At 70.7% G+C, this 19,681-nt stretch carries 11 protein-coding genes and 2 pseudogenes; all 13 read left to right on the top strand.

The features are described from left to right. Positions 1 to 59 precede the first annotated feature (59 nt). Positions 60 to 3,809: a non-ribosomal peptide synthetase gene (locus HMPREF2914_RS06625; RefSeq protein WP_023091778.1), complete on the top strand. Its 3,750-nt coding sequence runs from the start codon at positions 60 to 62 to the stop codon at positions 3,807 to 3,809. 28 nt (positions 3,810 to 3,837) lie between these two features. Continuing rightward, positions 3,838 to 4,926 carry a TauD/TfdA family dioxygenase gene (locus HMPREF2914_RS06620; RefSeq protein ID WP_023091779.1) on the top strand — a complete coding sequence of 363 codons (1,089 nt, stop codon included), beginning with the start codon at positions 3,838 to 3,840 and terminating at the stop codon, positions 4,924 to 4,926. After that, the gene (locus tag HMPREF2914_RS06615) at positions 4,923 to 5,942 is read left to right on the top strand and encodes a TauD/TfdA family dioxygenase (protein WP_023091780.1); all 1,020 of its coding nucleotides are present in this window, start codon (positions 4,923 to 4,925) and stop codon (positions 5,940 to 5,942) included. The genes HMPREF2914_RS06620 and HMPREF2914_RS06615 overlap by 4 nt, the downstream gene beginning before the upstream one ends. Positions 5,943 to 5,961: 19 nt before the next feature. Then, positions 5,962 to 12,339, top strand: coding sequence for a non-ribosomal peptide synthetase (locus HMPREF2914_RS06610; RefSeq protein ID WP_070702810.1), 6,378 nt, complete (start codon positions 5,962 to 5,964; stop codon positions 12,337 to 12,339). Between the two features lie 67 nt (positions 12,340 to 12,406). After that, positions 12,407 to 12,949 (top strand): YbaK/EbsC family protein, encoded by a 543-nt coding sequence (locus HMPREF2914_RS06605; RefSeq protein ID WP_003089366.1) that lies wholly within the window; start codon positions 12,407 to 12,409, stop codon positions 12,947 to 12,949. Between the two features lie 219 nt (positions 12,950 to 13,168). Then, positions 13,169 to 14,620, top strand: a complete 1,452-nt coding sequence (locus HMPREF2914_RS06600; RefSeq protein ID WP_003089363.1) for a carbohydrate-binding protein — start codon at positions 13,169 to 13,171, stop codon at positions 14,618 to 14,620. 175 nt (positions 14,621 to 14,795) lie between these two features. Next, complete coding sequence (locus tag HMPREF2914_RS06595) at positions 14,796 to 15,545, top strand: GntR family transcriptional regulator (RefSeq protein ID WP_003113099.1); 750 nt, start codon at positions 14,796 to 14,798, stop codon at positions 15,543 to 15,545. Further along, complete coding sequence (locus tag HMPREF2914_RS06590) at positions 15,542 to 17,266, top strand: fumarate reductase/succinate dehydrogenase flavoprotein subunit (RefSeq protein ID WP_003113100.1); 1,725 nt, start codon at positions 15,542 to 15,544, stop codon at positions 17,264 to 17,266. Before HMPREF2914_RS06595 ends, HMPREF2914_RS06590 begins: the two co-directional genes overlap by 4 nt. 85 nt (positions 17,267 to 17,351) lie before the next feature. Further along, positions 17,352 to 17,597, top strand: coding sequence for a 4Fe-4S dicluster domain-containing protein (locus tag HMPREF2914_RS06585; RefSeq protein ID WP_003089354.1), 246 nt, complete (start codon positions 17,352 to 17,354; stop codon positions 17,595 to 17,597). A 149-nt stretch (positions 17,598 to 17,746) separates the two neighbouring features. Beyond that, positions 17,747 to 17,938, top strand: a pseudogene (locus HMPREF2914_RS06580) (ABC transporter ATP-binding protein); the annotation flags it as partial. After that, positions 17,935 to 18,900, top strand: coding sequence for a HEAT repeat domain-containing protein (locus HMPREF2914_RS06575; RefSeq protein WP_004363464.1), 966 nt, complete (start codon positions 17,935 to 17,937; stop codon positions 18,898 to 18,900). The pseudogene HMPREF2914_RS06580 and the gene HMPREF2914_RS06575, both read left to right, overlap by 4 nt. Further along, complete coding sequence (locus tag HMPREF2914_RS06570; protein ID WP_023091783.1) at positions 18,897 to 19,178, top strand: DUF971 domain-containing protein; 282 nt, start codon at positions 18,897 to 18,899, stop codon at positions 19,176 to 19,178. The genes HMPREF2914_RS06575 and HMPREF2914_RS06570 overlap by 4 nt, the downstream gene beginning before the upstream one ends. A gap of 340 nt (positions 19,179 to 19,518) precedes the next feature. Continuing rightward, positions 19,519 to 19,681: pseudogene (locus tag HMPREF2914_RS32305) on the top strand (porin); the annotation flags it as partial.

The following is a 19,681-nucleotide window of genomic DNA, read 5'->3' as shown; positions in this document are numbered from 1 at the left end:
TCGTCGCCATTTCGTGAAGAGTTTTTCGCTCGGTGCCCAGCCTCGGAAGGGGGAGAGCGATGCAGGAGCGACATGGCTTACCGTTACGCAGCTTTTCGTCGGGCAAGGCGCTGACCGCGGGACGCGCAGCGCGCCCGGAGGTTGCGCAGGAGCGACGCTACCTGCAAGGCGCCCCGCTGGGGTTGGAACTGCCGGGGCGGATCGCCTTGCGCGACCCGCATTGCGCCTGGCAATGGTTCGAGCCGGAGGCGGCCGCGCAAGCGTTCCCGGCGGCGCACTGGCTGGCGGCGTTCCTGGTACTGCTGGGACGCTACGGCAACGAAGAGATCACCCTGGGTTTTCCCGAGCCGATCACGGTGCGCGGGCGGCAGGCGCCCGCGCTGCTACGTTCCGCCTACCGGGCGCTGGAGTCGTCCGCCGAACGTAGCGCGCGGCTGGCGGAAGAACTCGACGATGCCCGGCGGCAGCTCTCCGCCGAGGGCCAGGAGCGCGCCGCCCTGGCCGGGCGCTGCGCGGTCCAGGTGCTGGCGGCGCGGCCGACGGCGAGCAGCCCCGGCTGGCTGGCCCTGGTGCTGGCGGCGGACGGCAGCGTCGGCCTGGCTCTGCGCGATCCCCAGTACGACGGATTGCGGCGCATCGCCGGCCATCTCGCGCGCCTGGCGCGCGGCCTGGTCGACGCCCAGGCCTGCGTCGGCCGGCTGCCCTGGCTGGACGCCGACGAAGAGCGCCGTTTGCAGGCCCTGCGCAGCGAGCCCCAGGCCGCGCCGCCGCGCGGCGTACTCCACCATCTGTTCGAGGCCCAGGCGCGGCGCACGCCGCAGCGCATCGCCGTGCACGCCGCCGACCGCAGCCTCAGCTATGCCGAGCTGGAGCGCGAAAGCGCCGCGCTCGCCGCGCGCCTGCGCGCCGCCGGGGTGGCTCCGGAGCAGCGGGTCGGGGTCTGCCTGCGGCGCGACAGCGGCCTGCTGGTCGGCCTGCTCGGCGTGCTCCGCGCCGGCGGTTGCTACGTCCCGCTGGACCCGGCCTACCCGGAGGAACGGGTGGCCTACATGCTCGACGACGCCGACTGCCTGCTGGTGCTGGTCGACGCCAGCACCCGCGAGCGGGTCGCCGCGCTGGGCCGGCCATGCCTGGCGCTGGAGGAGGGCGGCGACCAGGCGAACGACCTGGCGCTGCCCGCGAGCGAGGTCGGCGCCGAGCACCTCGCCTACATCATCTATACCTCCGGATCCACCGGACGCCCCAAGGGCGTCGCCATCGAGCACGGCAGTGCCCATGCCTTCCTGCGCTGGGCCGGCCAGCACTATGCCGCCGAAGAATGGAGCGGGGTACTGGCGGCGACCTCGGTGTGTTTCGACCTGTCGGTCTACGAGCTGTTCGGCACCCTGGCCGAAGGCGGTACGCTGCACTTGGTGGAAAACCTGTTCAGCCTGCCGGACTACCCGCGCCGCGACGAGATCAGTCTGCTCAATACCGTGCCCTCGGTGTGCGCCGCGCTGCTCGCCCTCGGCGACCTGCCGGGCGGGGTGCGCACGCTGAACCTGGCCGGCGAACCGCTGCGCGGCCACCTGGTGCGACAGATTCGTGGCCAACCCCAGGTACGGCGCCTGGTCAATCTCTACGGGCCGACCGAGGACACCACCTATTCGACGGTGCACGAACTGGACCTGCACGCCGAAGCGCTCGACGAGCCGCCCATCGGCCGACCGCTGCCCGGTACCACGGTGGAGGTGCTCGACGGCTTCGAGGCGCCGCTGCCGCTGGGTGTGGCCGGGGAGCTGTACCTCGGCGGCATCGGCCTGGCGCGTGGCTATTTCGGCAAGCCGGAGCAGACCGCCGAGCGTTTCCGCGTCGATCCGGGCAGCGGCGAGCGCCGCTATCGCACCGGCGACCGCGTACGCATGCGCGAGGACGGCGTGCTGGAACACCTCGGCCGGCTCGACGACCAGGTCAAGTTCAACGGCTTCCGCATCGAGCTGGGCGAGATCGCCTCGTGCCTGGCGAGTTTTCCCGGGGTGAGCGAAGCCTGCGCCATGCTCACCGAGGACAGCGCCGGCCTGCGTCGGCTGGTCGGCTACCTGGCGGCGCCGTTCGCCCCGCAGCTCCAGGCGCTGAACGAGCACCTTGGGCAAAGCCTGCCGCACTACATGTTGCCGTCGGCGTTCGTGGTCCTGACGGAGCTGCCCAAGACGCTCAATGGCAAGATCGACCGCAAGGCCCTGCCGCGTCCCCAGGCGACCGACGCCGAGCCGCAGGCGCTGCCCGGCGATCCGCTGGAACAGGCGCTGCACCAGGCCTGGCAGGCGCAGCTTGGCGCGCCGCCGCGCGCCGGGCAGGGTTTCTACGCCGCCGGCGGCGATTCCCTGCGGGCGGTGCACCTGCTCGCGACGCTGCGCCAGCGACTGTCCCGCCGCGTACCGTTGCAGGCGTTCGCCGGTGGCCCGGCGACCCCCGAGGCCCTGCTGGAATTGCTGCGCCAGGCCGCGCCCGAGGGCGACGAGCCGGAGCCGAGCGCCGGCGCCGCCGGGCTGAGCCTCGCCGAACGGCGCCTGTGGGTGGCCCAGCAACTGGCGCCGGAGGACACCTCCTACAACCTGCTGGCCCACCTGCGCATAGTCGGCGCCACGGCCGACGCCATCGAACAGGCCTTGCGCCAGTTGCTGGAACGGCATGTGGCGCTGCGCCGGCGTGTCGAAACGGGCGTCGACGGGCCGCAGCCGCATGCGCTGGCGGCGCATGCGGTGCCCCTGCAACGCCTGCTGGCGAGCGACGCCGCCCACGCCGAGCGGCTGCTGGAGGATGGCGTGCGCCGTGAGGGCGCGCGAGTCTTCGACCTTGCCCATGAGGCGCCGGCGCGCCTGCTGCTGGTCGTCTCCCGCGACAGCGCGCGCGCCGACCTCCTGCTCAGCGTCCATCACTACGCCTTCGACGATGTGTCGCTGGCGGTCTTCGCTGCGGAGCTGAAGGCGCTGCTCGATGGCGGCCGCCTGGCCGCGCTCGCCAGCACGCCGGAACAGGTCGCCGCCCGCGAGCGCGCGGCGTTGGCCTCGGGCCGCCTGGAGCGCGTCGCCGAGCGCTGGGCGGAGCGTCTGTTGCCGCTGGCGAAGGCTCCCGGCGCCGCGGCGGCGCGCCGGGAGGAGCGCGGCGGGCGCGCCGGCCAGCGCCTTGCCCTGCCGGTTTCCGCCGCCGCCCATGCCGCCTGCCGGACGCTGGCCGAACGCGCCTCGGTAAGCCCGTTCAGCGCTGCGCTGCAAGCCTTCGCCGAAGTGCTCGGCGCCGAACTGGGCGTCGACGACCTGCTCGTCGGCGTGGCCCTGGCCGGGCGTTCGCGCCTGGAAATGCAGGGGCTGGTCGGCTGCTTCGTCAACCTCCTGCCGCTGGCGGTCGGCCTGCGTCCGGGGCAGTCCGCGGAGTGGCGCCTGCGCCAGGTCGGCCATGACCTGCTGGAACTGCTCGAACACCAGGACGTGCCCCTCGAATGCGTGACCCAGGCCCTGCGCCAGCGTGGCGCCAGCGGCCTGCCGATCCGCATCGCCTGCGGCGCGCACAACGGTCGGGCGGCCCCGGCGGTGGATGCCGGGGTGCGCGTCGAAGCCGACTTCATCCCGGTGCCCGGCGCGCGCCTCGACCTGACGCTCTGGCTGGAAGACCAGCCGCAGGGCTGGCTGGCGGTCTGGACCGGGGCCAGCGCGATCTACGACCTGGACCGCATCGAGCGCCTGCACCAGGCCTGGGAGCGGCGCCTGCTGGCGAACGCCGGCGAACCTACCTCGAAACGCATGTCGCCGGAGGGCTGCAACGCTTCCTGACGACTCGAGTCCCCCACGGAGAACAGCGATGGAACGAACAGCTCCCAGTCTCACCGGTCGCGGCTTCGCCCGGCCGCGCAATCTCACCCCGCGCAGCAGCGAGGCGCTGGTGCGGCGCCCGGCGGCGGAGCGCGACGGCCTGCCGCTGCTGATCGAGGCGCAGGCTCCCGGCCTGTCCCTGGCCGACTGGATCCGCGAGCAGGGCCAGTCCCTGCACGACGACCTGAATCTGGCTGGCGGCCTGTTGCTGAGAGGCTTCGAGGTCGACTCGGCAGAGCGCTTCCGCGCCGCCGCCGCCGCCTTCGCTCCGCAACTGCTCGACTACAAGGAGCGTTCCTCGCCGCGCAGCCAGGTCAGCGGCGAGGTCTACACCTCCACCGAGCATCCGCTGGACCAGCCGATCTTCCTGCATAACGAGCAGTCCTATACCGCCGACTGGCCGCTGTACATCATGTTCCATTGCCAGGTCGCGCCGCTCGAAGGCGGCGCCACCCCGGTGGCGGCTAACCGGTTGGTGCTCCGCCACCTGCCGGACGAATTCCTGGAGCGTTTCGAGCGCCTGGGCATCCTCTACGTGCGCAACTACCGCGCTGGCCTCGGCCTGTCCTGGCGCGAAGCGTTCCAGACCGACAGCCGCGCCGAGGTCGAGGCGTTCTGCGCTGAGCACCGGATCGCCCATGCCTGGATCGGCGACGAGCACCTACGCACCTGGCAGAGGCGCGCGGCCTTCCAGCGCCACCCGCATACCGGCGAGCGCCTGTGGTTCAACCACGGCATGTTCTTCCATGCCAGCAGTCTCGAGCCGGGCCTGCGCGATGCGCTGTTGCGCAGCGTCGCCGAGGAAGACCTGCCGTACCAGACCTACTACGGCGATGGCAGCCCGATCGAGGCGCAGACCCTGGCGACCATCCGCAGCGCCATAGACCGCGAGACGCGGCGCTTCGACTGGCGCGTGGGCGACGTGCTGATCCTCGACAACATGCTCGCCCAGCACGGCCGCGAGCCGTTCCGCGGGCCGCGCCGGATCCTCACCATCATGTCCACGCCGTATTCCAGCCTGGCCTCCGCCGACGTCCCGCCGACACCTTCGCGCCTGGCGCTCGGAGGTGCCGCATGAGCGCCTCGTTCAGCGCGCCGCGCCTGCGCCCCCGGCAGCTCTCGGCCGGCGACCTGGTGGAGGAGAGCCTGCTCGACCCGGCCAACGACTACCTGCGCATCGTCCGCGCGCGCCAGCCGGGCATGGACCTGCGGCAATGGATCGCCGCCGCCGGCGCAGGGCTACGCGACAGCCTGCTGCGGCATGGCGGCATCCTGTTCCGTGGCTTCGCGGTGGACGGCGCGGAGGGCTTCTCCCAGGCCGTGCAAGGCTTTTCGCCGAACATGCTCGACTACCTGGAGCGCGCGGCGGCGCGCCAGGAAGTGGCGCACCGGGTGTTCACTTCCACCGAGTTCTCGCCGGATGGCTGGATTCCGCCGCACCACGAAATGTCCTACTCGCACAACTGGCCGAGCTACATCCACTTCTACTGCCAGACGCCGCCCGCCACCCAGGGCCGCACGCCCCTGGCCGACGAGCGCCGGGTCAGCGCCCGGATACCCGAGGCGATCAGGCAGCGCTTCCTCCGCCATGGGGTGTGCTACGTGCGCAACTACGGGCCGGAGATCGACCTGACCTGGCAGGAAGGCTTCCAGACCGACAGTCGCGCCGAGGTCGAGGCCTACTGCCGGCAGACCGGTACCCAATGGACCTGGCTCGACGACCAGCGCCTGAATACCCGCCAGGTACGCCAGGCGATGGTGCGCCACCCGCTCAGCGGCGAGACGCTGTGGTTCAACCACGCGCACATGTTCCATGTCTCCAACATGCCGCCGGCCCTGGCCCGGGCCTTGCTCGACGAGGTCGGCGAACAGGGCCTGCCGCGCAACGCCTACTACGGCGACGGCAGCCCGATCGAGGCGGAGGTGCTGGACACCATCCGCGCCGCCTACCGCGAGGAAACCCGCGCGTTTGCCTGGGAGCGCGGCGATGTCCTGATGCTCGACAACTTCATCAGCGTCCACGGCCGCGAGCCGTACACCGGCGAGCGCAAGGTGCTGGTGGCGATGACCGACCTGCATGTCCACCAACCCTGAACCCGTGCGAGGGATAGCCATGAGTGCGTCAGAAGACCTGCAATCCGCTGTGCAACCGGCCGCGAGCGAAGCGCTCGAAGGATTCCCGCTGTCCCCCTTGCAGACCCGCGCCTGGCGCCGTCATGCCGAGCGGCCGGAAAATACCGTTGTCGGCGTGCGCCTGCACGCCCCGGCCGATCCCGCGGCGACGCTGGAGCGGCTGCGCCGGGCGCTGGACGGCGAGGCGCAACTGCGCGTGGCTTACCGGACGATGCCGGGCATGAGCCTGCCGGTGCAGGTACTGGATGGACGCGCGGCCGATCTGCTGGTCGAGCGCCTGCCGGGAGACGGCGACTGGGCCGGGCGCTTCGCGCGCGAAAGCGCACGTCTCGCCGCTGCCCCCCTGGGCGGGGAAGGCCAGCCGGTGCTGGCGCTCGGCCTGCTGCTGGACGCCGCCGGAGAGACGCTCCAGGGGCTGTTGCTGGCGGCGCCGGCGTTCGTCGTCGATGCGGCCAGCCTGGCGGCGCTGCTGCGCCGCGGCCTGGGGCAGGCCGGCCCGGCGAGCGCGGACGAGGGGGCCGAGGCGCTGCTGTTCCAGCATTTCTCCGAATGGGCCAACGAGGCGCTGGCCGGCGAAGACGGCGAAAGCGCCAGCGGCTACTGGCGCGAGCAGGCGGCCGCTGCGGCGGAGAATCCGCTGGCGCTGGCGGACGACCTGGGCGAAGGCGAGTGGACGGCGCGGCGCCTGCTGCCGCGCGCGCTGCTCGAACGCCTGGCCGCCAACGGCTTGCCGGAGGCGGCCGCCCTGCTGGCCTGGACCCAGGTCGCCGGGCAGTTCCAGGGCGACGAGGGACTGCCGCTGGAAATGGCGCGACTGGTCTCGGGGCGCCTGTTCAACGAGTTCGCCGAGCTGGCCGGACCGTTCGCCGGGGTCGTGCCGCTGTGCCTGGAGAATGTCCGCGCGGGCAGCGTCGGCGAGCGGCTCGACGCCCTCCAGGCGGCGATTCTCGCCCAGGAGGAGGCAGCGGCCCTGCGCGATCCCTTTGCCCCCGACTGGCCGCTCGCCGAGTTGGGCTTCGCCTGGCTGGCGGGCGAACTGGATGGCGCCGGGGTGGCCGAGCTGGATTGCCGGCAGCCGCCGCTGGGCGGGTTCCTCGAGTTGCAGGTGCTGCCCCACGGCGAAGGCCGGCTGGCCAGCCTGCGGGTCCGCCGCGACCATGACGGAACGCTGGCCGGGCGCTTGCTCGACGCCTGGGTCGAATGCCTGGAAAGCATCGCCGCCGACAGGCAACTGCCACTGGCCGGGCTGCCGTTGATCGGCGCGGCCGAGCGCGAGCGCTACCAGGCCTGGCAGGGCGAGCGCGTGGAGCCCGCGCCGGTGGAATCCCTGGTGGCCGCGTTCGATCTGCGCGCCGCCCTGCAGCCGCAGGCGCCGGCGTTGCTGGATGCCCACGGCAGCCTGGATTTCGCCACGCTGTGCGCGCGCAGCGAAGCGGTCGCCGAAGCGCTGCTGGCTGCCGGCGTGCGGCCCGGCCAGGCGGTGGCGGTGATGACCGGGCGCAACCGCGAGGCGATCGTCGCCCTGCTCGGGGTGATGCGCGCGGCGGCGGTGTACACCCCGGTCAATCCGGAGTTTCCGGCGGCGCGGGTGGAGCGGATGCGCGAAGCGGGCGGGATCGTCTTCGCCCTTGCCGATGCCGAGTGCGCCGGGCGCGCCCGCGAGGCCTTCGCCGGGGCCTGCCTGGACCTGTCGACGCTGCCGCTTGCCGGCAGCGGCATGAGCCTGCCGGCGCCGGGCGGGCGCGATGCGGCCTACATGATCTTCACCTCGGGCACCAGCGGCCAGCCCAAAGGCGTGGTGGTCGAGCACGCCAGCGCGCTCAACCTGTCCCAGGCCCTGGCGCGCACGGTATACGCGAACGTGGTGGGCGAGGGCCTGCGGGTGACGGTCAACGCGCCGTTCTCCTTCGATTCCTCGATCAAGCAGATTCTCCAACTGCTCTCCGGCCATTGCCTGGTCCCGGTGCCGCAGGAGGTGCGCAGCGATCCGCAGCGGATGCTGGGGTTCCTCGAAGAACGGCGCATCGACGTGCTCGATTGCACCCCGTCGCTGTTCCGCCTGCTGCTCCAGGCCGGCCTCGACGATGCCCATCCGGCGCTGCCCGGGCGCATCCTGGTAGGGGGCGAGCGCTTCGACGAAGCGTCCTGGGAGGTCGCCGCCGGCTGGCGCCGCTGCCAGGTGTTCAATCTCTACGGTCCTACCGAAGCCACGGTGAACGCCAGCCTGGCGCGGGTCGCCGAGCATGCGCGGCCGACCATCGGCCGCGCCCTGGCCAACGTCGATCTGCATGTGGTCGATGGCCTCGGTCGTCGCAAGACCCGTGGCGCCAGCGGCGAACTGTGGATCGGCGGCGCCGGGGTGGCGCGCGGCTATGCCGGCGACGCCGGCGAGGCGGCCGGGCGCTTCCTCGAGGAGGGCTGGCCGGGCAGCGGCCGCCTGTACCGCAGCGGCGACCTGGTGCGCTGGCGCGCCGACGGTTGCCTGGAGTTCCTCGGGCGGATCGACGAACAGGTGAAGATCAACGGCTACCGCATCGAACTGGGCGAGATCCGCAGCGCGTTGCTGGAACACCCGGCGCTGGGCGAGGCGGCGGTACTCACCGACGAGGCCGATGCGGCCGAGCCGGGCACGGATCGCCGGATCGTCGCCTTCGTCACCGCCGCCGGGGAGACCGCGGACGAGTCCTGGCTGGAAGTCGACCTGCCCAGCGGGCACCGGGTCGCCGGACTGAACCTCAACGAAACCGAGTACGTCTACCAGGAAATCTTCGTCGACGAGGTCTACAGCCGCGACGGCATCGTCCTGCCGCCGGACGCGGTGGTCCTCGACGTCGGTGCCAACATCGGCCTGTTCTCGTTGTACATCGCCAGCCGCGCGCCGCGCGCGCGAGTGGTCGCCTTCGAGCCGCTGGCGCCGATCCGCCGGCGCCTGGAGGCCAACCTCGGACGCTACGCACCGCAGGTCGAGGTATTCGGCATCGGCCTGTCCGACGCCGAGCGCGAGGAAACCTTCACCTACTATCCGGGCTACTCGACCTTCTCCGGGATCGCCGAGTACGCCGACGCCAGCGGCGAACGCGACGTCATCCGACGCTACCTGAGCAACCAGGGCGAGGAGGGCGGGGCCAACCTGCTGCTGGACAACATCGACGAAATCCTCGACGACCGCCTGCGCGCCGAAGCCCACCGCTGCCGCCTGCGCCGCCTCGACCAGGTGATCGGCGAACTGGGCCTGGAGCGTATCGACCTGCTGAAGATCGACGTGCAGCGCGCGGAAATGGATGTGCTGCTCGGTCTCGACGATGCGGCGCTGGCCAAGGTCCGGCAGATCGTCCTGGAGGTCCATGACAAGCGCGACGGTGCCACCGCCGGCCGCGCCGATGCCTTGAGCGACCTGCTGCGCCGCCATGGCTTCGAGGTGAGCATCCGTCAGGACGCGCTGCTGGAGGGTACCGACCGTTACAACTGCTACGCGGTGCGCCCGGGCTATGCCGAGTCGCTGGCCGAGCGCATCGACTGGCGTGCGCTCGCGCCGCGCCCCGCCGCGGCCCTTGGCGGCGAGCTGAGCGAGCAGGCCCTGCGTGGCTTCCTCGAGGCGCGCCTGCCGGCCTACATGCTGCCGAGCCGGATCGCCCGGGTCGAACGCCTGCCGCTGACCGCCGAAGGCAAGCTCGACCGTCGCGCGCTGTTGGCGGCGCTGGCCGCCGAGGCGGCCGCGCAGCCCCTGGAAGCGCCGGCCAATGCCACCGAGGCGGCCCTCCTGGAGATCTGGAAGAGCGTGCTGAAACGCCCGGCGATCGGCGTCAGCGACAACTTCTTCCAGGTCGGCGGCGACTCCATCCGCCTGATCCAGATGCAGGTCATGGCGCGCCAGGCCGGGCTTGCCTTTACCCTGCGCGACGTGTTCAACCACCAGAGCATCCGCGAACTGGCGCGCCTGCTGGCCGCTCCGGCGAGCCCGGCGGATGCGCTCGGGACCTCGGCGCCGCAGACGCTGGAGCCGTTCGCCCTGTTGTCGGCGGCGGAACGCAAGCGCCTGCCGGAGGGGCTCGACGACGCCTATCCGATGACCAGCCTGCAACAGGGCATGCTCCTGCAAAGCGAGGCCAGCGGCGATCCACGGCTGTTGCACAACGTCGTCCTGCACGAGGTGCATGGACGCCTCGACGGCGAGTTGCTGGCGCGCGCCTGGGCGATCCTGATCGGCCGCCACGCGATCCTGCGTACCGGCTTCGACCTGCACGGCGGCCAGGCGCCCTTGCAATGGGTCCACCCGGCCACGGCGGTCGCCGCCGAAGTGCCGGTGCACGACCTGCGCGGCCTCGATGAGGAAGCCCGGCGCCTGCGCCTGCGTGCCTGGATCGAGGAAGAGCAGGCCACCCCGTTCGACTGGAGCCGCCCACCGCTGGTGCGCCTCGCCGCGCTGGCGCTGGACGAGCGGCGCTTCGCCCTGGGCGTCGCCGAACACCATAGCGTGCTGGACGGCTGGAGCCTGCAAAGCCTGGTGGACGAGCTGCTGGCGGTCTACGCCGACCTCCTCGCCGGTGTCGTCGCGCGGGAAGCGGAAGCGCCCGCGGTAGGTTTCCGCGACTACGTGGCGCTGGAGCGCGAGGCCGAGGCCAACGCCGGCTCGGCGCTGTTCTGGCTAGACTACCTGGCCGGCGCCCGTTACCGGCCGTTGCCCGGCCTGGCGGAGGAGGGGCCCCGGCGCATGGCGGCGGTCCGCGTGGACGTGCCGGCCGACAGCCTGTCGCGCTTGCGCGCCCTGGCCGAACGCAGCGGCTTGCCCTTGCGTTCGTTGTTGCTGGCGGCGCATGGCCGAGCGTTGTGCCGCTTCAGCGATGCCGATGAAGTAGTCACCGGCTTCGTCAGCCACGGGCGCCCCGAGGAGCCGGGAGCGGACCGCCTGCTCGGCCTGTTCCTGAACACCCTGCCGTGCCGGCTGTCGGCTTCCGTCGATCTGCTCGACAGCGCCCGTCGCGCATTCGACTACGAGCGCGCGAGCCTGGAACATCGGCGCCATCCGCTGGCGGCGATTCGCAGGCGCAACCGCGAGTTGCGCCTGGACAGCCTGTTCAACTTCGTCGACTTCCACCAGGACGACGCCGCGCCGACGGCGGGAGCAAGGCACGGCGGCATCCTCGACCAGGTGGTGGTGGACGTCGACGTGCCGCTGGCGGTGGACTTCGAGGTGGCCGGCGAGCGCCTCGAGGTGGGCTTCCAGTACGCCGCCGGACGTTTCCCCGCCGAGCGCGCCGAGGCGCTGGCCGACGCCTACCGCGAGGCGTTGCTGGCGCTGCTCGAGGACCCGGCGCAGCCGCCCACGGCGGCCCAGGCCGAGGACAGCGTGGAGCTGCGGCGGGTGCTCAAGGGGTTGTCCCGGGTGCTCGGCCGGCCGCTGGCGGCCGACCAGGGCTTCGCCAGTGCCGGCGGGCATTCGCTGCTGGGCGTGCAGGCGATCGCCGAATTGCGCCGGCTGACCGGCAGGCAACTGAGCCTGGGGCTGTTGCAGGGCGATCCGGATGCCCGCGAAGTGGTGCGCCGCTGCCATGCCGCCGACGCGCCGCCGTTGCCGCCCGCCACCGAGCGCGCCCGGGCCCTGTGGTTGCAGCGCAGCGGGAGCGCGCAGCCGCGCCTGCGCCTGATCGCGCTGCCGCCCGCGGGCGGCAACGCCGGCACTTTCCGTGGTTGGGACGCGCGCCTGCCGGCGGACGTGGAGCTGCTGGCGATCCAGTATCCGGGGCGCCAGGAACGCCAGGACGAGCCATTCGTCACCGATGTAGAGGCCATGCTCTGTGCCATCGACGACGCGCTCCTGCCATTGCTCGACCGTCCGTTCGCCCTGGTCGGCGCCAGCCTCGGTGGCATGCTCGCCTACGAACTGGCGGCACGCCTGGAAAGCCTGCACGGCCTGCGCGCCAGGCAGTTGTTCGTGATCAGCAGCCGCGCTCCGGGGCCGGACCTGGAATACCCGCGCTTCCATGCGATGGGCGACGCCGAGTTGCTGCGAACCCTGCGCGAGTACGACGTGCTGCCGCTGGAAGTGCTCGACGACCCGGAGCTGCGCGAGATCAGCCTGGCTACCCTGCGCGCCGATTCGCGCCTGGCCGCCGACTATCGCTACCGCCCGCGCGAGCCGTTGGCCATACCGATCACCGCGATCCTCGGCGAGCAGGACCCGGGCGTCTCCAGGGCGGCCATCGACGGCTGGCGGCGGCACGCCAGCCGCTACGAGCTGGAGACCCTGGCCGGCGGCCACGGCCTGGTGGTGACGGCGGCGGAGGAGGTCTGCGCGATCCTGCGGCAGCGCCTGGCGCCCGATGTGCCTGGCGGCGTGCCGGCGAACCTGGCAACCTGAACCGCCGGCCCCTGCCACCCGCCTGGCGGCAGGGGCCGGTGCCGTCCGTCTTCATTCGAGGTTGCCCATGGTTCTGCGCGAATACACCCAACGCCACCGGCTCGACGCCGTCGCCCCGGCCGACTACCACCGCCATCTGCCGGAGCAGGTCGCGCGCGGCCTGCCTTCCGCCGAGCTGGTGGTGTTCCGCGTCGCCGACGAGCATTCCGACACCGCGGCGTTCAGCGCACGCTACGGCTTTGGCCTGGAGGACTGCGCCAACACCCTGGTCCTGCGCTACAAGCGCGACGGCGCCGAAGGCTATGCCGCGGTGGTCAACCTGGGCTCGCGGCGGCTCGACGTGAACGGCGCGGTCAAGGCGCTGCTCGGGGCCCGCCGGCTGTCCTTCGCCGCCCGCGAGGTCGCCACCGAGCTGACCGGCATGCAGTTCGGCGGCATCACCGCGTTCGGCTTGCCCGAAGGCATGCCGCTGCTGGTCGACGCGGCGGTCTTCGAACGGCCGTTGGTGGTGATGGGCGCCGGGGTCCGCGAGACCAAGCTGCTGCTGTCCCCGGCACTGCTGAAAGACCTTCCCGGAGTGGTGGTCGCCGAACTCAGCGAAGCCGGTTGAACCCGGCGCGGAGCATCGCCGCCGCGGCTCTGCCAATTGTGGTAGGTGAAGCCTTCCGCCGTCTCTGCAACCATGCCCCCGCCCTGATCGCGACAAACGCCGGAATGCCCCGTGGTAGACGCTCGCGCCTGTTTTTTCTAAGCGTTCGCGGCGGCCACGGCGCGGTTCGTCGGACAGCCCCTCCGGATGCGTTTCCTACCTTCATCCGAGGAGCGGTAAATGATCAGGATCGACTTTTCCCAGTTGCACCAGGCCCGCGAAGATGCCGCGGCGGCCATGCCGAGCATCGCCGGCAAGAAGATTCTCATGGGCTTCTGGCACAACTGGCCGGCCGGCGCCGCCGACGGCTACCAGCAGGGCTCGTTCGCCAACATCGCGCTGGAAGACGTGCCGAGCGAGTACAACGTGGTCGCCGTGGCCTTCATGAAAGGGCGCGGCATCCCGACCTTCCAGCCATACAACCTGTCCGACGCGGAGTTTCGCCGCCAGGTCGGCGTGCTCAACGCCCAGGGCCGCGCGGTGCTGATTTCGCTGGGGGGCGCCGACGCGCACATCGAGTTGCACGCCGGGCAGGAGCAGGCGCTGGCCGCCGAGATCGTCCGTCTGGTGGAAACCTACGGTTTCGACGGCCTGGACATCGACCTCGAGCAGAGCGCCATCGACCTGGCCGACAACCAGCGGGTGCTGCCGGCGGCCCTCAAGCTGGTGCGCGAGCACTACGCCGGGCAGGGCAAGCACTTCATCGTCAGCATGGCCCCGGAGTTTCCCTATCTGCACAAGAACGGCAAGTACGTGCCTTATCTGCAGGCCCTGGAAGGCGTCTACGACTTCATCGCGCCGCAGTACTACAACCAGGGCGGCGACGGCCTGTGGGTCCAGGAGGCGAACGGCGGCAAGGGCGCCTGGATCGCGCAGAACAACGACGCGATGAAAGAAGACTTCCTCTACTACCTCACCGAGAGCCTGGCCACCGGCAGCCGCGACTTCGTGCGGATCCCGGCGCAGCGCCTGGCCATCGGCCTGCCGAGCAACGTCGATGCGGCGGCTACCGGCTACGTGATCGATCCCGCCGCGGTGAGCAATGCGTTTCGCCGCCTGGAAGCCGCCGGTCACGCGATCAAGGGCCTGATGACCTGGTCGGTGAACTGGGACGATGGCCTGAACAAGCGCGGCGAGCGCTACAACTGGGAGTTCCGCAAGCGCTACGCCAGCCTCATCCATGACGGCGAGGGCGGCGACCAGCGCCCGGCGGCGCCGCAGGGCCTGCGTCTGCTGGAGCGCGGCGAGACCAGCCTGGTGCTGGCCTGGAACGCCTCCAGCGGGCAGCGTCCGATCGATTACTACAGCCTCTATCGCGACGGCGCCATGGTTGGCCAGAGCGCCGCGCTGGGTTCCACCGACAGCGGCCTGACGGCGGACACCCGCTACAGCTATTTCGTCACCGCCACCGATACCCAGGGCAACCAGTCGCTGCCCAGCGAAGGCCTGGAGGTCAGCACCAGCGGCGGGGCGGTGGATCCGCAATTCCCGCAATGGCGGGAGAACCAGGCCTATCGGGTCGACGATGGGGTGACCTACGAGGGGCTGCGCTATCTCTGCCTGCAGGCGCACACCTCCAACAGCGGCTGGACGCCGCCGGTAGCCTTCACCCTCTGGCGGCCGCTGCGCTGAGGGGGCGGGCCGGTCCGCGCTGCGGGCCGGTCCTTTGGCCGGCGAGAGCCACGCACGGGTGGCGCCATATCCATATGCGTTTTCGGTATTTCCGCTTGATCGTTCATGGCGTTTACCATCACAGCATAACTTGTTATAACAAGTGTCCGAGCCACTCCGACAAGCGAATCCGACCATGGGCAAACTGCTCCCGCTTTCTCCCGTGCCGCTGTACAGCCAGCTCAAGGAGCTGCTGCGCGGGCGCATCCTCGACGGCGTCTACCCGCCGCTCAGCCGCATGCCCTCGGAGAACGAGCTGGGCAAGGCCTTCGACGTCAGCCGCATCACCGTGCGCCAGGCGCTCGGCGACCTGCAGAAGGAAGGGCTGATCTTCAAGATCCACGGCAAGGGCACCTTCGTCGCCCGGCCGAAGGCGTTCCAGAACGTCAGCACCCTGCAAGGCCTGGGCGAGTCCATGACGCAGATGGGCTACGAGGTCATCAACCGCCTGCACGGCCTGCGCTACGTGCCGGCCGGCGCGCGGGTGGCCGAGCGCCTGCGGGTGGAAGAGGGCAGCCCTGTGTGCGAGATCAAGCGGGTGCGGCTGGTCAACCGCGAGCCGGTTTCGCTGGAAGTCACCTACCTGCCGCAGGCGCTCGGCGAGCGCCTGGAGAAGGCCGACCTGGTGACCCGCGACATCTTCCTGATCCTCGAGAACGATTGCGGCATTCCCCTCGGCCATGCCGACCTGGCCATCGACGCGGTGCTCGCCGATGCCGACCTGACCCGCGCCCTGGCGGTCGAGGAGGGCGCGCCGATCATGCGTATCGAGCGCCTGACCCATGCCGCCGACGGCGCGCCGCTGGACTTCGAATACCTCTACTACCGCGGCGACGCTTTCCAGTATCGCCTGCGCATCGATCGGCAGAAGGGAGAGCGGGCATGAACACCCTGGAGCAGGAATACGACATCGTGGTGATCGGCGGCGGCACCGCCGGGCCGATGGCGGCGATCAAGGCCAAGGAGCACGACCGCGAACTGCGCGTGCTGCTGGTGGACAAGGCCAACGTCAAGCGCAGCGGCGCCATCAGCATGGGCATGGACGGGTTGAACAACGCCATCGTCCCCGGCCACGCCACGGCCGAGCAGTACACCCGGGAAATCACCGTGGCCAACGACGGCATCGTCAACCAGGCGGCGGTCTACGCCTATGCCAGCCACAGCTTCGAGACCCTGCGGCAGCTGGATCGCTGGGGCGTCAGGTTCGAAAAGGACGAGACCGGCGACTATGCGGTGAAGAAGGTCCACCACATGGGCGCCTATGTGCTGCCGATGCCGGAAGGGCACGACATCAAGAAGGTGCTCTACCGCCAGCTCAAGCGTGCGCGGATCCCCATCGCCAACCGCCTGGTCTGCACCCGCCTGCTCACCGATGCCGAGGGCGCGGTGAACGGCGTACTCGGTTTCGACTGCCGCAGCGGCGACTTCCATGTGATCCGCGCCAAGGCGGTGATCCTTTGCTGCGGCGCGGCGGGCCGCCTGGGCCTGCCGTCCTCGGGCTACCTGATGGGTACCTACGAGAACCCGACCAACGCCGGCGACGGCTACGCCATGGCCTATCATGCCGGCGCCGAGCTGGCCAACCTGGAATGCTTCCAGATCAACCCGCTGATCAAGGACTACAACGGCCCGGCCTGTGCCTACGTCACCGGCCCGCTGGGTGGCTATACCGCCAACGCCAGGGGTGAGCGCTTCATCGAATGCGACTACTGGAGCGGGCAGATGATGTGGGAGTTCCACCAGGAACTCGAAGGCGGCAATGGCCCGGTGTTCCTCAAGCTCGACCACCTGGCGGAGGAAACCATCCAGACCATCGAGGACATCCTCCATGGCAACGAACGCCCCAGTCGCGGGCAGTTCCACGCCGGGCGCGGCACCGACTACCGCCAGCAGATGGTCGAGATGCACATTTCCGAGATCGGCTTCTGCTCCGGCCACTCGGCCTCCGGCGTGTGGGTCAACGAGAAGGCCGAGACCAGCGTGAAGGGCCTCTACGCCGCCGGCGACATGGCCGCGGTGCCGCACAACTACATGCTCGGCGCCTTCACCTATGGCTGGTTCGCCGGGCGCAACGCCGCCGAATACGTCGCCGGGCGCGCCTTCAGCGCGGTCGACCGCGCCCAGGTCGAGCGCGAGCGTGCGCGGATCGAGGCGCCGCTGCTGCGCGAGCATGGCCTGCCGGCGGCGCAGGTGGAGTACAAGCTGCGCCGGCTGGTCAACGACTACCTGCAACCGCCCAAGGTGACCCGCAAGATGGAATTGGGCCTGCAACGCATCCAGGCCATCGCCGAGGACCTGGAGCGGATCAAGGCGGACAACCCCCACGAGCTGATGCGCGCCCTGGAAGTCAGCGTTATCCGCGATTGCGCGGAGATGGCCGCGCGCGCCTCGCTGTTCCGCACCGAGAGCCGCTGGGGCCTGTACCACCACCGGGTGGACTATCCGCGGCGCGACGACGCTGCCTGGTTCTGCCACGCGCACCTGAAGAAGGACGAGCAGGGACGCATGGCCAGCTTCAGGAAACCGGTCGAACCCTACCTGTTCGCCATCGACGAGGGCGAACAGCAGGCCTACCAGCGCCTGCGGCTGAGGAACGACGCCGCCTAGGGCCCCACGCCCCGGCGTAGTACCGCTAGACACCGAGCCCGCCGCCACGAAAGCGGGCCAGATCGAACCACGAGGACCGCGTGCCATGGCCTACCGACCCCAGGACATCTTCTTCCGCAGCAGCGCCCCGGTGACCATCGACGAAGACCGCTGCATCGCCGACAAGGGCTGCACCGTCTGCGTCGAGGTCTGCCCGATGGACCTGCTGGCCATCGATCCGACGACCCGCAAGGCCTACATGGCCTACGACGAGTGCTGGTACTGCATGCCTTGCGAAAAGGACTGCCCGACCGGCGCGGTGAAGGTGGAGATTCCCTACCTGCTGCGCTGACGCCCGCTTCCGGCAAGCGAGGCACAACCTGCCATCCGGCCACTCCCGGACGCCACCCTGAAACACCCCTCGTTTCCCACCACCGTCCGGGTGGCGGAGACGATTCCCATGACCCTGATTCGAGGGGAATCCCCATGCGACTGCGTGCAATCCTGGCCAGCCTGACGCTGGATTTCCCGCGCCCTCGCGACGCCCGGCTGGTGAACAGCGCCGACTTCGTGCGCCTGAAACGCCACTGCCTGGAACTGCTCGACCACGACGACGGCCGCCAGTGGCCGCGCCTGACCCCGCTCGGCCTGCCGCCGGGCATTACCCCGGACCGACTGCGGATCGCCATATGACCTGTGAAAACGCCACCCTGCCCGAAATCCTCGAACTGTCGCCGCGCCTGGAGGACGCCGATCCCGGTGTGCGCCGCCTGGCGCTGATCGAACTGGCCGACCTGGAGCTGCCGGAGGCGCTGCCGTTGCTGGTTGCGGCCCTGCGCGGCGATCCCGACCCCGGCGTGCGCGGCGAGGCCGCGCGCCTGCTGGAGGCCTGGGAGGAAGACGCGGTGGTCGATGCGCTCTGTGCGGCCCTGGCCGATCCGCTGCCGGCGGTGGCCGAGGCCGCCGCGCAGAGCCTTGGCGAACTCAAGGAACCGGCCGCCGGGCGGCGCCTGCTGCCGTGGCTCGGGCATGCCGATGCCTTCGTCCGCGCCAGCGTATTGCGTGCGTTGCGCGAACTGCGCCTGGAGGAGAGCGCCGCGCCGGCCCTGGCCGCCCTCGGCGATCCGCAGGCGGCGGTGCGCCGCGAGGCGGTGGCGGTACTCGGCTGGCTCCGCCACCAGCCGGCCCTGGCCGAACTGGCCAGGCTGGCTAGCGCCGATGTCGACCCAGAGGTACGCCGGGCGGCCACCGGCGCCCTCGGCCTGAGCCGCGAGGTGACGGTGCTGCCGGCGCTCTGCGCGGCGCTGGCGGACGCTCAATGGCAGGTTCGCGAAGAGGCGGCGACGACCCTTGGCAAGCTGGGCCGGGAGGAGGCCGGCGAGCCGCTGCTGAAGGCCCTGGCGGACGACTACTGGCAGGTCCGCCTGCGCGCCGCCCGCGCACTCGGGCGCTTGCGCCACAGGCCGGCGCGGGAGGCGCTGGAAGCGTTGCTCGGCCATCCCATCGGCAACCTGCGCAAGGAGGCCGCCCTGGCCCTCGGCGAACTGGCGGACCCGGCCTCGGCCCAGGCCTTGCGGGTCGCCGAAGGCGACGGCGATCCCGAGGTGCGCAAGGCGGTGCGCATCGCCCTGGCGCAACTGCGGGTGCCGGCATGACCCAGCCGCCGCTGCGCCTGCGCAATGCCGCCAGGGACGGCTGGCTGATTCTCGAATGGGCGGACGGCGCGGTCAGCCGGATCGACCATGCCCGCTTGCGCGCCGCCTGTCCCTGTGCGCAATGCCGGGCGCAGCGCCTGCGCGGACGGATCGACGCGGCGGAGCAGCGCGTGCGCCTGCGCGATATCCGCCTGCAGGGCTACGGCGTGCAGTTGGTGTTCGACGATGGTCACGAGCGCGGTATCTACCCCTGGTCCTATCTGCGCGACGAACTCTGAGCGGAGGATTGTTTCGCTATCGGAAACAACGTGAAGCGCGCTCATGGGTATCAGGTTGTTTCCGCGCTCCGCGATCTTCACCGTAGCCGCTCTGCGCCTCGGTCGTCCTGAGCGAGAGCGCCAGGGCTTGGCTTCGTTGTCGTTTATGTAACAGTGTTTTCCAGCCTGAAACGTTTCAGCTTTGCCCGCAAAGTCCTTATCATTCGCAAATTAACCATTGTTCTGCTTGGCTCAGATCATGAGCCCTCTTCATATACCCTTGTTCCTGGCAAGGGTATCGAGGGAGTAGAGCGGTCGCTGCGTGCGGCCAGTCGACCATTCGCAACGAGGAAGCGTTCGCGTGAAATCCCATCTTCTCCGCCCGGCCCTGCGCCCCGTGGCGGGCAGCCTGCTGTCCGCCTCCCTGCTGTGCAACGCGGCGCACGCCGCCGAGGCGTTCTCGCCGAACTCGAAATGGATGCTCGGCGACTGGGGCGGCAAGCGCACCGAGCTGCTGGAGAAGG

The organism is Pseudomonas sp. HMSC067G02, assembly GCF_001813485.1.
Lineage (GTDB): Bacteria > Pseudomonadota > Gammaproteobacteria > Pseudomonadales > Pseudomonadaceae > Pseudomonas > Pseudomonas aeruginosa.
Note: the sequence above shows the minus strand (reverse complement) of the source record. Positions and strands in the feature narration are given on the sequence as shown.

What these genes read in the sequence shown, in the direction of transcription:
- HMPREF2914_RS06595 (WP_003113099.1), top strand. Translation starts at nt 14,796, where the DNA reads ATGGGCAAACTGCTCCCGCTTTCTCCCGTGCCGCTGTACAGCCAGCTC.
- HMPREF2914_RS06600 (WP_003089363.1), top strand. Translation starts at nt 13,169, where the DNA reads ATGATCAGGATCGACTTTTCCCAGTTGCACCAGGCCCGCGAAGATGCC.
- HMPREF2914_RS06585 (WP_003089354.1), top strand. Translation starts at nt 17,352, where the DNA reads ATGGCCTACCGACCCCAGGACATCTTCTTCCGCAGCAGCGCCCCGGTG.
- HMPREF2914_RS06625 (WP_023091778.1), top strand. Translation starts at nt 60, where the DNA reads ATGCAGGAGCGACATGGCTTACCGTTACGCAGCTTTTCGTCGGGCAAG.
- HMPREF2914_RS06620 (WP_023091779.1), top strand. Translation starts at nt 3,838, where the DNA reads ATGGAACGAACAGCTCCCAGTCTCACCGGTCGCGGCTTCGCCCGGCCG.
- HMPREF2914_RS06615 (WP_023091780.1), top strand. Translation starts at nt 4,923, where the DNA reads ATGAGCGCCTCGTTCAGCGCGCCGCGCCTGCGCCCCCGGCAGCTCTCG.
- HMPREF2914_RS06570 (WP_023091783.1), top strand. Translation starts at nt 18,897, where the DNA reads ATGACCCAGCCGCCGCTGCGCCTGCGCAATGCCGCCAGGGACGGCTGG.
- HMPREF2914_RS06610 (WP_070702810.1), top strand. Translation starts at nt 5,962, where the DNA reads ATGAGTGCGTCAGAAGACCTGCAATCCGCTGTGCAACCGGCCGCGAGC.
- HMPREF2914_RS06590 (WP_003113100.1), top strand. Translation starts at nt 15,542, where the DNA reads ATGAACACCCTGGAGCAGGAATACGACATCGTGGTGATCGGCGGCGGC.
- HMPREF2914_RS06575 (WP_004363464.1), top strand. Translation starts at nt 17,935, where the DNA reads ATGACCTGTGAAAACGCCACCCTGCCCGAAATCCTCGAACTGTCGCCG.
- HMPREF2914_RS06605 (WP_003089366.1), top strand. Translation starts at nt 12,407, where the DNA reads ATGGTTCTGCGCGAATACACCCAACGCCACCGGCTCGACGCCGTCGCC.